Source organism: Gammaproteobacteria bacterium (genome assembly GCA_029884425.1).
GTDB lineage: Bacteria > Pseudomonadota > Gammaproteobacteria > S012-40 > S012-40 > JAOUHV01.
On sequence record JAOUHV010000031.1, the window covers coordinates 20,976 to 35,756 of the forward strand.

At 48.1% G+C, this 14,781-nt stretch carries 12 protein-coding genes; 7 read left to right on the forward strand and 5 right to left on the reverse strand.

The features are described from left to right. Positions 1 to 22: 22 nt before the first annotated feature. From OEW58_09300 to OEW58_09320, 5 genes are read right to left on the reverse strand one after another with little or no spacing between them, the layout of a single operon-like run. Complete coding sequence (locus OEW58_09300) at positions 23 to 436, reverse strand: biopolymer transporter ExbD (protein ID MDH5301543.1); 414 nt, start codon at positions 434 to 436, stop codon at positions 23 to 25. After that, the gene (locus OEW58_09305; GenBank protein ID MDH5301544.1) at positions 433 to 1,059 is read right to left on the reverse strand and encodes a MotA/TolQ/ExbB proton channel family protein; all 627 of its coding nucleotides are present in this window, start codon (positions 1,057 to 1,059) and stop codon (positions 433 to 435) included. Before OEW58_09305 ends, OEW58_09300 begins: the two co-directional genes overlap by 4 nt. Before the next feature lie 17 nt (positions 1,060 to 1,076). Continuing rightward, the gene (locus OEW58_09310; protein MDH5301545.1) at positions 1,077 to 3,380 is read right to left on the reverse strand and encodes a DNA internalization-related competence protein ComEC/Rec2; all 2,304 of its coding nucleotides are present in this window, start codon (positions 3,378 to 3,380) and stop codon (positions 1,077 to 1,079) included. 58 nt (positions 3,381 to 3,438) lie between these two features. Beyond that, entirely contained in the window at positions 3,439 to 4,131 is a 693-nt protein-coding gene (lolD, locus tag OEW58_09315; protein MDH5301546.1) for a lipoprotein-releasing ABC transporter ATP-binding protein LolD, read from the reverse strand. Then, a complete protein-coding gene (locus OEW58_09320; GenBank protein ID MDH5301547.1) occupies positions 4,124 to 5,371 on the reverse strand; it encodes a lipoprotein-releasing ABC transporter permease subunit in 1,248 nt (415 codons plus the stop codon). Before OEW58_09320 ends, lolD begins: the two co-directional genes overlap by 8 nt. Before the next feature lie 119 nt (positions 5,372 to 5,490). Here OEW58_09320 and dapC point away from each other — a divergent pair, with 119 nt between their 5' ends. From dapC to OEW58_09355, 7 genes are all read left to right on the forward strand, one after another. Continuing rightward, entirely contained in the window at positions 5,491 to 6,678 is a 1,188-nt protein-coding gene (dapC, locus tag OEW58_09325) for a succinyldiaminopimelate transaminase (protein ID MDH5301548.1), read from the forward strand. 24 nt (positions 6,679 to 6,702) lie between these two features. Then, complete coding sequence (gene dapD / locus OEW58_09330; GenBank protein MDH5301549.1) at positions 6,703 to 7,527, forward strand: 2,3,4,5-tetrahydropyridine-2,6-dicarboxylate N-succinyltransferase; 825 nt, start codon at positions 6,703 to 6,705, stop codon at positions 7,525 to 7,527. Position 7,528: 1 nt separating this feature from the next. Next, complete coding sequence (locus OEW58_09335; GenBank protein ID MDH5301550.1) at positions 7,529 to 7,873, forward strand: ArsC family reductase; 345 nt, start codon at positions 7,529 to 7,531, stop codon at positions 7,871 to 7,873. A 14-nt stretch (positions 7,874 to 7,887) separates the two neighbouring features. Further along, positions 7,888 to 9,015, forward strand: coding sequence for a succinyl-diaminopimelate desuccinylase (gene dapE / locus OEW58_09340; protein ID MDH5301551.1), 1,128 nt, complete (start codon positions 7,888 to 7,890; stop codon positions 9,013 to 9,015). A gap of 162 nt (positions 9,016 to 9,177) precedes the next feature. Beyond that, positions 9,178 to 12,222 (forward strand): response regulator, encoded by a 3,045-nt coding sequence (locus OEW58_09345; protein ID MDH5301552.1) that lies wholly within the window; start codon positions 9,178 to 9,180, stop codon positions 12,220 to 12,222. Between the two features lie 4 nt (positions 12,223 to 12,226). Further along, entirely contained in the window at positions 12,227 to 12,571 is a 345-nt protein-coding gene (locus OEW58_09350; GenBank protein ID MDH5301553.1) for an Hpt domain-containing protein, read from the forward strand. Between the two features lie 9 nt (positions 12,572 to 12,580). After that, the gene (locus OEW58_09355) at positions 12,581 to 14,653 is read left to right on the forward strand and encodes an EAL domain-containing protein (protein ID MDH5301554.1); all 2,073 of its coding nucleotides are present in this window, start codon (positions 12,581 to 12,583) and stop codon (positions 14,651 to 14,653) included. Positions 14,654 to 14,781 lie beyond the last annotated feature (128 nt).

A 14,781-nucleotide genomic window follows, 5' to 3' on the forward strand; every position in this document is an offset into this window, starting at 1 on the left:
GGTTAGGAAAAAGATACGCCAACTATTTGCTTTCCTGCTGAGTGGCAAAGGTCAAACGACTAAATCCCAGTTGTCGTGCCGCATCCAATGCGGTGATGACGGCCTGGTGAGGTGTTTTGCCATCAGCACTGAGTATCACCGGCAAATTACGATCATCGCCGGCCACTTTGGCCAACGCTCGTCGCAATGTATCTGGGTGGGTGTTCACCAGTTGCTGATGATTGACGTAATAACGGCCAGTGGCATCGATGGTGATTTCAATGGTCCGGTTTAGAAGATTCGCCTCGGAACTGGACTTGGGCAAATCAATCCCGACTTCAAAATCCTGCTTGAACGTGGTCGACACCATGAAAAAAATCAGCAACAAAAACACCACGTCGATGAGCGGCGTAATGTTGATTTCTGAATCTTCAACGCGTCGCTTGCGAAAGTTCAATGCCCAGCTCCCCGCGTTTCGCGTTCGCCATGAATCATTTCCACCAACCGGATCGATTCCTGCTCCATGGTAACAACATAATCATCAATCCTCCGGCGAAAATAACGCAACGCCATCAGCGACGGTATCGCCACCGTCAATCCCGCCGCTGTTGTGATCAACGCTTCGGAAATACCTCCGGCCAGCACACCCGGATTGCCTATGCCTTGGGTTGAAATCACGGTAAATACTTTGATCATGCCCACCACGGTACCAAGCAAACCCAACAGCGGTGCAATTTGCGAAATAGTGCCGAGCGGATTGAGATAGCGTTCCAGTTCATGCACGACGTGACGACCGGTTTCTTCGATGGCTTCTTTCATCACTTCGCGACTGCGATCAATATTGTCCAGACCCGCCGCCAATACCTGACCCAGGGGTGAATTGTCGCGCAACACATCCACCGAATGCTGATCCAGTTTATTGTGTTTGTACAATTGGTAAATGCTGCTCACCAAGTTATCGGGCACCACACGCTGACGGCGCAAAGTCCAGTAGCGTTCCCCGGTGATAGCCAATGCAGCGATGGAACAGAGGATAATGGGAACCATTAACCAGCCACCGGAAATTACGATCTGTAACATGTCACCTCTGCAATTTTTTACTGCCAATGCCAGTAGCGTCGATACTGCTGCCGGTAAAGTTGCGGTTCACCGATGCCGGTTTGCCGCAATTGAAAACCAATATTTCCATCCACATCGCTGCGCAATGCCTGACTGCCCTGCGCCCGATAACGCGCCATCACCTGCGGTGATGGATGACCAAAACGGTTGTGGTATCCCACCGCGTACAGCACATATTCAGGCTGCACCGCTGCGACAAATTCCGCAGATGACGAAGTCTTGCTGCCATGATGCGGCGCAACCAGAATATCCGCCTGCAAACGATCCGCATCGCGCTCCAGCAACTGTTGCTCGGCGCGCAGCTCAATATCACCCGCCAATAATACACTACCGCCCGCCGATCTCACACGCAGCACACAGGATTGATCGTTTTCACTGCGCAATAATTGCCCGTCATGCGGATGCAGCATTTCAAAATCCACCCCGTCCCACTGCCAGTGTTGGCCAACGTGACAAGGCTCACTGCCCGGCAAACGCTGCGGTACCGAGGTCAGTAATCGTTTTACCGGCCACTGCCGACGCAAAAATTCCACCCCACCGATGTGATCGTTATCTCCGTGAGACACTAGCAATGCATCAATCCGGGTCGCTGCCAGGGTCCGCAAAAACGGCCCGACGACCGACTGTCCCAGGTCCAGCTCATCACTGATCCGCGCCCCGGCGTCGAACACCAGCCAATGTTGCTGAGTACGCACTACAGCCGCCAGCCCTTGCCCCACGTCGAGCAAATAAAAATCCGCTTCACCTTCAGCAAGTTGATTCGGCGCAAGCGCCACCAGCGGTAACAAAAACACCAGCCCCAGGACTCGCCCCGGCCAGCCGCGCGGTGCCAACAATAACGCCACCCCCAGCATGGCCGCCAGCAGCACCCACGGCGCAGCGATCGCATGCTGCCACACCGCCAGGGGCCACGACGCCAGCCATTGTAGCAACAGCCACAACCAATCCATAGCACCGCTGACCAGGGCAAATATCCACGTTGCCAGCCACGGCCAGATAAACATCACGCCGCAACCGATCAACAAGGCCGGCACCACCAGCACACTCACCCACGGCACCGCCACCCAATTGGCCAGCGGCGCCAACAGCGATGATTGCTGAAAAAACAGCAAGGTCAACGGCAGCAGCGCCACCCCCAACGCCCACTGAATTCGCCCCCACTGTTGCCAGCGTGAATAACCACGCCAGCGATGCGCCAAAACATAGACAATCAATGTCACCGCCGCAAACGACAACCAGAATCCAGCGCTGAGTACCGCCAGCGGGTCCCAGCACAACACCGCCAACAAGGCCAGACACAGCACCTGTGATTTTGCCAGTGGCCGAAAAAAACACAGCGCCCACATCACCACCATGGTCATCACCCAGGCACGCTGGGTGGGCACCGCAAAACCTGCCAGCAAGGCATACAATGTCGCCGCCAGCATCGCCGCCCATGCCGCGGCTTTTGGCGCAGGCAGACGCAAACATAACGCTGCCGAACGAGACCAAAGCCAGCGCGCCAGCCAAAACGCCAAGCCCGCCAGCAGCCCAATGTGCAGTCCGGATATCGCCATCAAATGATTGGTACCGGTGGCCATCAGCACTCGCCAATGCTCGGCAGTCATCAGCGAACGATCACCCATGGCTAGCGCGACCAACAACCCCTTGCTCACCGAATCTGGCAACGTCTGTTGCAGTCGATCAAATACCGCCTGACGCACCCGGTGCAGGGCGAAACGATGATCGACCTCCGGTAGCACTCGCGCCTGCTCTGCCGCAGTCACCGATCCTGTTGCCTTGATGCCTTGGGCAAACATCCATGCTTCGGCGTCAAAACTGCCGGGGTTGGCATTGCCATGCGGTCGCTGCAAGCGTACCGACAACTGCCAGCGATCTCCGGCACGCAACACCGGCCGTTCATGTCGAGAATCGTCACGCCAGCGCAGACGAACTTTGCCCTGCCAGGAATAGACATGCTCGTGCCACTGCAACTGCTCAACGTGAAATAAAAAACTGGCGCCTTGCTCATCGACTTGCGGCAACGACGCCACCGCGCCGGTGATACGCAGGGTTTGTCGCTCCCAATCCGATGAAAATGGCTGCGACGCCATGTAAAGCCCGTAGGCATTGGCGTATAGAAAACCCATCACCAATGCGGCGAGCAGTTTGGGGAAAATCCGGGGAAGAAAAATCAACGCCAGCGCCGGCAATCCTGCCCAGAGCCAGTCGCTGGAGATCAGTTGCGCCTGCTGCTGGCACAGCCAGCAACCAAAGGCAAACGCGATAATCCCTAATCGCATGTGTCCTCCCCGCATCCTGCGAGAATGTGAATCCAATACTACGGTGCTTTAAATTTTTTTATACGCTGCGTTCAACCGGTTTCAATACGCCCTGATCCAGCATCAACACCCGATCCATGCGCTTGGCCAGATTGGGATCATGCGTCACCACCACAAAACTGGTTTTGAATTCGGCATTCAGCTCCAGCATCAGGTCATACACTTGATCAGCAATTTTGTAATCCAGATTACCGGTCGGCTCATCGGCCAACACGCATTGCGGTTTGTTTACCAGCGCGCGGGCAATCGCTGCGCGCTGCCGCTCGCCGCCGGACAACTCGCCAGGTTTGTGCTTCAAACGCTCACCCAAACCAACCCGTTGCAACAACATCGCTGCTTCATCGCGTGCCTGCGCCACGCTCACGCCGGCTATCAAACGCGGCATGGCAACATTTTCCAGCGCAGTAAATTCCGGCAACAAATGATGAAACTGATAAACAAATCCCAAGTGGCGATTACGAAAACGCCCTTTTTCCTTTTCGCGCATTTGCGCCATGTTCTGCCCAAGCACACGCACTTCGCCGCGACTTGGTTTATCCAGACCGCCGAGCAAATGCAGCAGCGTCGATTTGCCCGAACCTGACGCACCAATAATCGCGATACGTTCGGCTTCACGCACCTGCAAATCAACACTGCTCAGTACGTCAACTTTCAAATGGCCGTCATCAAACGTCTTGCCCAGTTGTCGGCAATCAATCACCAACTCACTCATAGCGCAACGCCTCCGCCGGCTGCACGCGCGATGCGCGCCAGGCAGGATAAACCGTCGCCAGCAAACACAGCACAAACGCGGTAGAACTGATGGTATAGACATCGGACCAGCGCATTTCCGAAGGCAATTCACTGATGTAATACACTTCCGCACTGAGGAATTGTGTGCCCAACAACTGCTCCAGCGCCGGCACAATCGTCGGCACATTCAGCGCCAACAGCACACCGCCGACCGTGCCCAACAGGGTACCTACCACCCCGACCACCGAGCCTTGCACCATAAAAATGCCCATAATACTGCCCGGCGAAATACCCAGGGTACGCAAAATCGCAATGTCAGACTGCTTGTCGACCACAGTCATCACCATGGTGGACAGCAAATTAAACGCAGCCACTGCCACGATTAAGGTCAGAATCAAACTCATCACGGTTTTTTCCATTTGCACCGCACGGAAAAAATTCGAGTGCTGCCGTGTCCAGTCGCTCACCCAGTATTCACCCGACAGGGAATCAATCAAATCCTTCACCACCAGCATTGACTGGAACATGTCCGCCAGTTTCAAGCGCACGCCACTGACTTCTCCCGGCATGCGAAACAGCTTGCCGGCATCGTCGATGTGAATCAGTGCCAGGGCACTGTCGTATTCGTACATGCCTGCTTCAAAAATGCCGACCACGGTGAAACGCTTCATGCGCGGCATAATGCCTGCCGGCGTCACATTGGCCTGGGGCACAATCAGTGTCACCTTGTCACCGCGCATCACCCCCAGCAGACGCGCCAGGTCTTTGCCGAGAATAATGCCGAACTCGCCCGGCACCAGACTGTGCAGTTCGCCGTGCACCATTTTTTCGCCCACATCCGACACCTGTGGTTCCTGGGCAGGCAATATGCCGCGCACCATGCTGGCCTGGACGTGATCGCCGACGCTCAACATGCCTTCCGCTGCGATGAACGGCGCATAACCCACCACTTGCGGATGCTGGGCAGCCAGTTTGGCGACGTGTTCCCAATCCTTCAGCTGATTGCCATCACCACGAATGGTGGCATGGGCTGTCATGCCCAGGATGCGTTCGCGCAATTCCTTTTCAAAACCATTCATCACGGAAATAACCGTGATCAAGGCCGCCACGCCCACGGCCACACCGAGCATGGAGATCAGGCTGATGAAAGAAATAAAGTGATTCCGCCGCTTGGCGCGGGTATAGCGAAGACCAACAAAAATTTCGAGAGGTTTAAACATGCCGCAAATTAAATCACAAAAACAGCGACTTGTCCCTGTCCAAACCATTGGCGGTAGAACTTAGCATTCCCCTTGGTTATACTACGCGCCCTGGCGCTTTCCTCACATCTATAGATGGCATGAACCCGAATTTACGCAAACTACAGCCCTATCCGTTTGAAAAACTGGCCAAACTCAAGGCGGGCATCACGCCGCCACAGTCGCTGGAACACATTGCGTTGTCCATTGGTGAACCCAAACACCCGGCGCCCGCATTCGTCAAACAGGCATTTGCCGACCACATGGACGGTTTCTCTGGCTATCCATTAACCAAAGGCAGTGTCGAATTACGCCAATCCATCGCCCGTTGGATAGAGCGCCGCTTTGCCGCCCGCACCGACGTGGAAACCCAGATCATCCCGGTCAACGGCACCCGCGAAGCGCTGTTTGCCTTTGCGCAGGCGATCATCGACCCCACGCCAGACGCGCTGGTGATCAGCCCTAACCCGTTTTACCAGATTTACGAAGGTGCGGCGTTTTTGTCCGGCGCTGAACCCTGGTTCATGAACACCACGGCAGACACCGGCTACCTGCCCGATTTTTCTGCAGTGCCGGAATCAGTTTGGCAGCGCTGTCAGTTGATCTACGTTTGTTCACCGGGCAATCCTACCGGTGCAGTAATTCCTGAAGCACAACTGCTGCAATTGATCGAACTGGCAGACAAGTACGATTTTGTCATCGCCTCCGACGAATGTTATTCCGAACTTTATCCCGATGAAGCCAATCCGCCGCTGGGCTTGCTGCAGGTTTGCGCCAAAATCGGTCGTAACGACTTCAAACGCTGCGTGGTATTTCACAGTCTGTCCAAACGCTCCAACCTGCCGGGCATGCGCTCTGGATTTGTGGCTGGCGATACGGACGTGCTCGCGCAATTTTTGCGTTACCGCACTTATCACGGCTGCGCCATGCCACCGCCGGCACAAATCGCCAGCACCGTCGCCTGGAATGACGAAACACACGTATTGGAAAATCGCGAGCTGTATCGCATCAAATTCGATGCAGTGCTGAAGATTCTGTCGCCCGTCATGGATGTCAAACAGCCTGATGCCGGTTTTTATTTGTGGGCGAAAACCACTATCGACGACACACTGTTCACCCAACAATTATTTGCCCAACAAAATGTCACCGTACTGCCCGGCAGTTATCTGTCACGCGAAGCGCACGGCATCAATCCCGGCGCCAATCATGTCCGCATGGCATTGGTTGCCACGCTGGATGAATGCGTAACCGCCGCCAAACGCATTCGCCAATTTATCGAATCCCTTTAAATTTTTTGAACTGGAGAAACACCCATGAGCAACTTACAGAGCATTATCGAAGAAGCCTTTGAGCGCCGCGCTGACATCACGCCGATGACCGTTGACGCGCAAACCAAAAGCGCCATCAAAGAAGCCATCAACCTGATCGACAGCGGCGCAGCGCGCGTTGCCGAAAAGAAAAATGGCGACTGGGTTGTCAACGAGTGGCTGAAAAAAGCCGTACTGCTGTCATTCCGTATCGAAGACAACAAAGTCATCGACGGCGGTTTCTCCAAGTTTTACGACAAGGTTGAAACCAAATTCAATCACATGGATTCACGCGCGTTCGCTGAAAGTGGCATTCGCGTTGTGCCACCTGCCACTGTACGCAAAGGCGCCTACATCGCTCCCAACACCGTACTGATGCCTTCCTACGTTAACATCGGTGCCTACGTCGACAGCGGCACCATGGTTGACACCTGGGCAACGGTTGGTTCCTGCGCACAAATCGGTAAAAACGTGCACTTGTCTGGCGGCGTTGGTATCGGTGGCGTACTTGAGCCTCTGCAGGCTGCGCCTACCATCATCGAAGACAACTGCTTCATCGGCGCACGCTCTGAAGTTGTTGAAGGCGTGATCGTTGAAGAAGGCTCGGTTATTTCCATGGGCGTGTACATCGGCAAGTCCACCAAGATTTACAACCGCGAAACTGGCGAAGTGACTTACGGTCGCATTCCTGCCGGCTCCGTGGTGGTTTCTGGCAACCTGCCTTCCAAAGACGGCAAATACTCACTGTACTGTGCAGTCATCGTCAAACAGGTAGATGCCAAGACTCGCGCTAAAGTTGGTATCAACGAACTGTTGCGCAACATCGACTAAGATGGTCACCATTTACGGCATTAAAAACTGCGACACCATGAAAAAAGCCATGCAATGGCTGACCGATCATGGTGTCGAGTTTCAGTTTCACGATGTGCGTAAAGATGGTCTGACCGACAACACCCTCCTGGCCTGGGAAAAAGAACTGGGCTGGGAGATGTTGCTCAACACTCGCGGCATGTTGTGGCGCAAAGTAGATCAAGCGACCCGCGACAACATCCATCGCGACAGCGCCATTGCATTGATGCGCGACAATCCCGGCATCATCAAGCGTCCAGTGTTAGATCTGGGCAACAAACGCATCGTTGGCTTCAGTGCCGACGGTTACGCCACTCTTTTTTCCTAATTTGAAAGTTATCCATGTCTGACACAATCGACCTCGCCTTTGATCTGATCTCCCGCCCTTCCGTGACTCCCGAAGACCACGGCTGTCAGGAGCTGATGATTCAGCGCCTTGAGGCGATTGGATTCAAAGCCGAGCGACTGCGCTTTGATGACGTGGATAATTTTTGGGCCCGTCGTGGCAGCGAAGGCCCACTGTTGGCTTTCGCTGGCCACACGGATGTCGTGCCCACCGGCCCACTGGAAAAGTGGGACACCCCACCGTTCGCGCCAATAATTATCGATGGCATGCTCTACGGTCGCGGCGCAGCCGACATGAAGGGCAGTCTCGCAGCCATGGTCACCGCCTGCGAACGCTTCGTGAAAAATCATCCCGACCATAAAGGCTCCATTGCATTTCTGATCACCAGCGACGAAGAAGGTCCAAGCATCAACGGCACCGTCAAAGTGGTTGAGCATCTGGAAGCGCGCAATGAAAAAATCGATTACTGCATCGTCGGCGAACCTTCGTCCACCCGCATTGCCGGTGACGTAGTGAAAAATGGCCGTCGCGGCTCCATCAACGGCTATCTCACTGTCAAAGGTGTGCAAGGTCACGTGGCCTATCCGCATCTGGCCAAAAATCCAATTCATCTTGCCGCACAAGCACTGGCCGATTTGTGTGCCGAAGTCTGGGATAACGGCAACGAATTTTTCCCTGCAACCACGTTCCAGATTTCCAACATCAATTCAGGCACTGGCGCGACCAATGTCGTACCTGGCAACATGGAAGTCATTTTTAATTTCCGCTTCTCTACCGAAATCACCGACGACATTATCAAGCAACGTACTGCAGCCATTCTCGACAAGTACGGATTTGACTATGAATTGAAATGGGTACTCTCTGGGCAAGCGTTTCTAACCCAACCAGGCGAGCTGGTAGGTGCGGTGCAAAAAGCGATCCGCGAAGTCGCCGGCATTGAAACTGAACTATCCACCAGCGGTGGCACCTCCGATGGCCGATTCATCGCCCCCACGGGTGCGCAAGTCGTCGAACTTGGCCCCATCAATGCCACCATTCACAAATTAAACGAATGCATCAAAGCTGACGATCTCGATAAAGTGTCTTTCATGTTTGAAAAAACATTGGAAAATTTACTAGTTTAATCCAGCAAAGTTTTTCGTGAAAGCATTTCGAACCATAAATACCGCATAAATTTCGATAAAAAGAACACAACTTCGTTAACTTTGTTACGAAGTTTTTACACCATCCACTGATATACGCCTTGGAACTCTCCGATATAACAGAAGATTCTTGAGGCGTTGAACATGGACTCCAACATCCTAACCCAAAGTTATGATTTCAAATTAGTTGCACTTTCATTCGTAATTGCAGCATTAACGTCGTTTGCGGCCATTCGGTTTTATCTGGTCATACAGCAATCCTCATCCAACAGAAAAACCTGGATAAATGCCGGCGCATTCACCCTGGGCACAGGCATATGGGGCATGCATTTTATTGGCATGATGGCATTAAAGCTGCCAGTTAACGTTGAATACAACGCCCTTGAGACACTGTTATCACTCGCAGCTGCACTCATCATTTCCAGAATAGCGCTCAGTCAATCCATTGAGAAAAGAATCAGCGCAAAAAACATTTTTGTCGCCGCAATCATGGCAAGCGGAATCAGTTCAATGCATTACCTCGGCATGGCTGCCATGCAGCTTCCCGCATCCATGCACCATGACAAATTTCTGGTCACGCTATCTGTCATCATTGCATTCGTTGCCAGCCTGGCGGCACTGCGGATACTGGCACACTTATCAGAAAACCGATATCAACAATCTACCTATCAGTATGTGGCAGCATTTGTCATGGCCATTGCCATTTGCGGCATGCATTACACTGGCATGGCCGCATTAACATTACATGCAGTCGAGCAGAAAGGGCTTAATGATATTCTTCATTTAAGCAATGACACCATTGCCCTCATAACAGGCATGATATCAGTAATCATCTCATCACTGGGGATATACGCCACTAGGGAAGCAAGTAGGATCTCAACAAAGGCAAGATTCAATTTTCTTTCGGTATCTATGATAATCATTTCAGCGATATCGATCTTTATCACGCTTACACTGGTCTATAACGCCCTGCTAAATATCGAAAAGGATAGACTACAGTCTGAAGTCCTAGGCAAGGCACAATTCTTATCTTCCGTTGCACGCTTTGATGCCGAAAATAGCCAGCAAGATCACCCTCTGGGGGCGTTTGGCGCCACAATATCCCAATTCATTGAGAGTCGAAATGGGGTTGTTTCAGATGAATCACACACAAAATACACCTTGGTTGAAAAAGTCGATGGCAACATAAAAATCATCTACAGCGACGATACCGATTTAAAGAATATAGACCAGGAAACCATCAACCAATTCACTCAATTCATGGATATTTCCTCAGGAAAAAGCAGTACACATGAAGACATCCACCCAGTAACTGGAAACAACACCATCTATATTTACAAAAACATTCCAGAAATTAATTCCACATTAATCGCTTCATACAACAGTGATGCGCTATTAAATTCATTCTTATTTACCGCCACTGTATCAATTATTTGCGCCACACTCCTTATTATATTTTCCACAGGATTGTTCAATGGGGTAACATCGCCAATAATTGACAATTTGAATTCAGAGATTGAGAAGAAGAATAATTTTCAACGAGAAATAGAGCACATTAACAACCAGCTTGAATTACGCATATCCGAAAGAACCAACGATCTTAGGAATGCACTTAGCCAGGTTCAGATAGCCAATCGGTCGAAGTCAGAATTCCTGGCCAATATGAGCCATGAAATACGGACACCGATGAATGGCCTTATCGGCATGCTGGAGCTTTTATCAGAAACAAGTCTTCAGAATGAACAACGTGATTTTGTCAAGACCGCATCTTCTTCAGCACTTTCGCTTCTTGTAATTCTTAACGATGTCCTTGATTTATCAAAGATAGAAGCTGGAAAAATAGATCTTGAATGCGTGGAATTTAATCTTAGAGATTCCATTGAAGATATTACAGACCTCATGGCCTCCCAAGCACATAAGAAGGGACTTGAATTAACATGCTACACATCATCAAATGTACCTGAATTTGTCAAAGGCGACAGCACCAGACTAAAACAAATAATATCTAATCTTATCGGCAATGCCATTAAATTTACTGAAAAGGGTGAAGTTTCTGTCAAGGCATCTCTCCAAGAACAATCAGAAAACGATATAGTTCTTCTGGTTGAAGTTTCAGACACTGGAAAAGGGATTTCAGAAGATAAACAAAAAATAATATTTGACGCGTTCGCACAGGAAGATGGCTCCACCACAAGGAAATTCGGTGGCACTGGGTTAGGATTATCCATATCTAAACAACTTTGCAACCTTATGGGCGGAGATATCCTCGTTGAATCATCGCCAGGTTACGGTAGCCGTTTTCATTTCACCATAAAACTAATAAAAAGCAAAAGGACCAATGATTCCATCGCCGATTTTGAGGTTACTCAAAAAACGCCAATTCTTGTTGTAGACGATAACAAAACCAATCTATCTCTTATATCAACCCACTTGGCACGCTGGGGATTTCCTCATAACTGCGTAACGAATGGACGAGATGCCATAGATGAACTAATCAAAGCTGCTGAAACCCACTTACCATACAAAATTGTCCTCATGGATGTTGCCATGCCTGACCTTGACGGATTAGAGACTAGCAGACTAATTAAATCAGATCCAAGAATAATGGAAACTAGAATAATTGTTCTCAGCTCATCAACAGAAACTCTTGAAATAAAGAAGTCAAATCTTATAGGTGTACACGAATTTATAACAAAGCCTGTTAGAAGAAATATTTTATTAAACACAATTTTCAACACCCTAGAAAACCACAAAACATCAGGGCCAAACATCCAAACAGAGACACCCGAGATTAACAACTCAGAGATAACTATATTGATTGCCGAAGATAATTCAATAAATCAAAAAGTAATATCTACAATGTTAATAAAGCAAAGAATATCCTTTGATATAGCCAATAATGGACTAGAAGCAGTAAAATTGGCCAAAAATAGAAATTATCACGCCATATTTATGGATTGCCAAATGCCGATCATGGACGGATATACCGCGACAAGAGAAATACGGAATTCTGAAAAGAATAGAAATATCATCATTGCCATGACAGCCAATGCAATGAAAGGTGATAGAGAGAAATGCCTTGATTCTGGCATGGACGACTACATTTCAAAACCAGTCAGATACGATCAGGTAACTACTATTTTGAAGAAATGGATAAAAAATTACAGTCCACTAAAAATGGCAGGGTAAAACAATGTCAGATAGCGACGTAATCAACACAGAAATATATCATGAATTGCTTTCCATTATGGGAAACGAGGTTCATGATCTGTACAATGAATTCAAAAACAATACTCCACATATCATTCAGGATCTCAGTAAATATATTGCTGATAACGACTCCGACAATTCTGCCGCCAGCGCCCACCTATTAAAAAGCAGCAGCAGTAACTTGGGAATAATTCAAGTTGCAAGAGTGTGCGCAGACCTTGAATCACTTTCTAAAAAGAATGATTTACAATCTGCAAAAAACAAAATTACAGACCTTCAGTATGAGTTTAACCGCTTTCTATCACACCAATTTGACATTGCTTGTTAGAGTCCAATTATGACACAGAAAAATATAACACTACTCATTGTTGATGATGACAATATTACAAGAAAACTTGTAACAAAATCCCTTTCAAAAGACGGATTTAATGTAATTGATGCAGCAGATGGCCAGACTGCAATTCATATTTGCAAAGAAAAATGCCCAGACTTAGTAATTTTAGATGTAATGATGCCAAAAATGGATGGTTACACCACATGCAGATTAATTAGAGAATTTGCGGACGACGCCAGCCTTCCCATTGTCATGCTAACTGGATCAAACGATGTTGAGTCAGTCGAAAAAGCCTATCAGGCTGGTGCCACTGACTTTATAACAAAACCAGTACAATGGACACTACTCAGCCAACGCGTAAAATATGCGATCCGAAATAGAGACATGAAAAAGGAAATAATAGTCTCACAAATAAAGAATCAACAAGCACAAAAACTGGCTAAGCTAGGATATATAGAAATAACCGACGACAAAAGAATAACATTTTCTAACGAAACAATAGAAATACTTGGAATTGAATCCAATGAATCATCTCTTTCCGAATTCATTGACTCACTTTGCAATGATGACAAATCATCTGCAATGTCTACCATTGAAAATTCAATAAATAATAAAAAAGGATACATGACAGAATTCAGAATGATTATAAATAACCAAGAATCTTTCTTACTTAGCAACACAGAATATGTTATAGACAACTATACAAACGCAGGAAAATTAATTGGAACCATACAGGACATTACACAATACAAGGAAGTGTCAAAAAGACTCGATTATCAATTACGCTATGATAGCCTGACTGATCTACCAAACAGAAACTCGTTTAACAAGCACCTGTCTTCAGAAATAGATAATGCATCCAAGAATGAGAAATTGCTTTCAGTTCTTCTCATATCTATTGATGAGTTCAAAAAGATAATAGAATCTTTTGGACATGAGAACTGCGACAACATAATTCACACAATGTCAGACATTTTAAAGTCTATTTCTGAAAAGAATATTTTTATAAGCAGATTCTCAAGCGAATCATTTGCAATTATTGCAAGCAACATAAGTCATATAGACAGCATTGATTCGCTATCAGAAAATATTTTAAAATCACTATCAAATAAAGATTACATGATTAACGAATCACCATTCCATATCACCATTAGCATAGGTATTTCTGTCTATCCTCTAGAATCGGACTCTGAATCTGAACTTATGAGAGGAGCTGAAGTCGCCCTTCAGTATTCAAAACAAAATGGTGGAAATCAAGCTAACTACGTAACCAGCGAAATGAACAAAAGGAACCATGAAAAGTTCCAACTTGAAAAAGATCTTCGGGTAGCTTACGAAAAAAAACAATTCGAGCTTTACTATCAACCAAAAATATGCTCTAAAACAGAACGAATTGTAGGTGCTGAAGCCCTTATACGCTGGCATCATCCTCAACGAGGACTAATTTTTCCGGACGTATTTATCGGTCTAGCTGAAGAAATTGGTCTTATATCAGACATAGGCTGCTGGGTTCTACGACAAGCCGCATCACAAGCAAAATACTGGTCTGACTCAGGCCTTGGTGATTTTGTTATTGGTGTAAATATGTCAAGCATTCAGTTCGCAGACCCGGATCTTCTGGAAAAACTTGAAATAATTGTTGAAGACACAAAAATCTCTCCAAATCTTATCGACATAGAAGTAACAGAAAGTATTGCCATAAATAACTTTGAGGATATTCATGAAATCCTTACCGCCATTCAAAGCATGGGGTTCCATACGGCTATGGATGACTTTGGAACTGGATACTCATCGCTAAGCTACTTGCAAAAGTTGCCATTGAATTCACTAAAAATAGACCGCGCATTTATTAAAGACATAGGGAAAAACGGAGAAAATGGCGATATCGCATCTGCAATACTAGCGATGGCTCACAGTCTAGGATTAGAGGTTGTGGCCGAAGGCGTTGAAACGCTAGACCAACTTAACTTCCTTAGGAAACAACAATGCGACATTATTCAAGGCTATTACTACAGCAAACCTATCCCTGCTAGAGAGTTTGAAATATTCGCCCAAAAAATGCGCACGGCAGCATAGATAAGATGGAGTTTCAAAAAATCACAAAAAAATTGCAGAAACTAATACATTTCAAGAGGGTGTTCAAAATTCTGTGTCAGTTATCAATCAAAGCGCCAAGTGACCATCCAATCGTCCCTCAAAATGAA

Bases quoted from the DNA above. Each gene is read 5' to 3' on its own strand.
- OEW58_09305 (MDH5301544.1), bottom strand. From the start codon at position 1,059: ATGTTACAGATCGTAATTTCCGGTGGCTGGTTAATGGTTCCCATTATC.
- OEW58_09310 (MDH5301545.1), bottom strand. From the start codon at position 3,380: ATGCGATTAGGGATTATCGCGTTTGCCTTTGGTTGCTGGCTGTGCCAG.
- lolD (MDH5301546.1), bottom strand. From the start codon at position 4,131: ATGAGTGAGTTGGTGATTGATTGCCGACAACTGGGCAAGACGTTTGAT.
- OEW58_09320 (MDH5301547.1), bottom strand. From the start codon at position 5,371: ATGTTTAAACCTCTCGAAATTTTTGTTGGTCTTCGCTATACCCGCGCC.
- dapC (MDH5301548.1), top strand. From the start codon at position 5,491: ATGAACCCGAATTTACGCAAACTACAGCCCTATCCGTTTGAAAAACTG.
- dapD (MDH5301549.1), top strand. From the start codon at position 6,703: ATGAGCAACTTACAGAGCATTATCGAAGAAGCCTTTGAGCGCCGCGCT.
- OEW58_09335 (MDH5301550.1), top strand. From the start codon at position 7,529: ATGGTCACCATTTACGGCATTAAAAACTGCGACACCATGAAAAAAGCC.
- dapE (MDH5301551.1), top strand. From the start codon at position 7,888: ATGTCTGACACAATCGACCTCGCCTTTGATCTGATCTCCCGCCCTTCC.
- OEW58_09345 (MDH5301552.1), top strand. From the start codon at position 9,178: ATGGACTCCAACATCCTAACCCAAAGTTATGATTTCAAATTAGTTGCA.
- OEW58_09350 (MDH5301553.1), top strand. From the start codon at position 12,227: ATGTCAGATAGCGACGTAATCAACACAGAAATATATCATGAATTGCTT.
- OEW58_09355 (MDH5301554.1), top strand. From the start codon at position 12,581: ATGACACAGAAAAATATAACACTACTCATTGTTGATGATGACAATATT.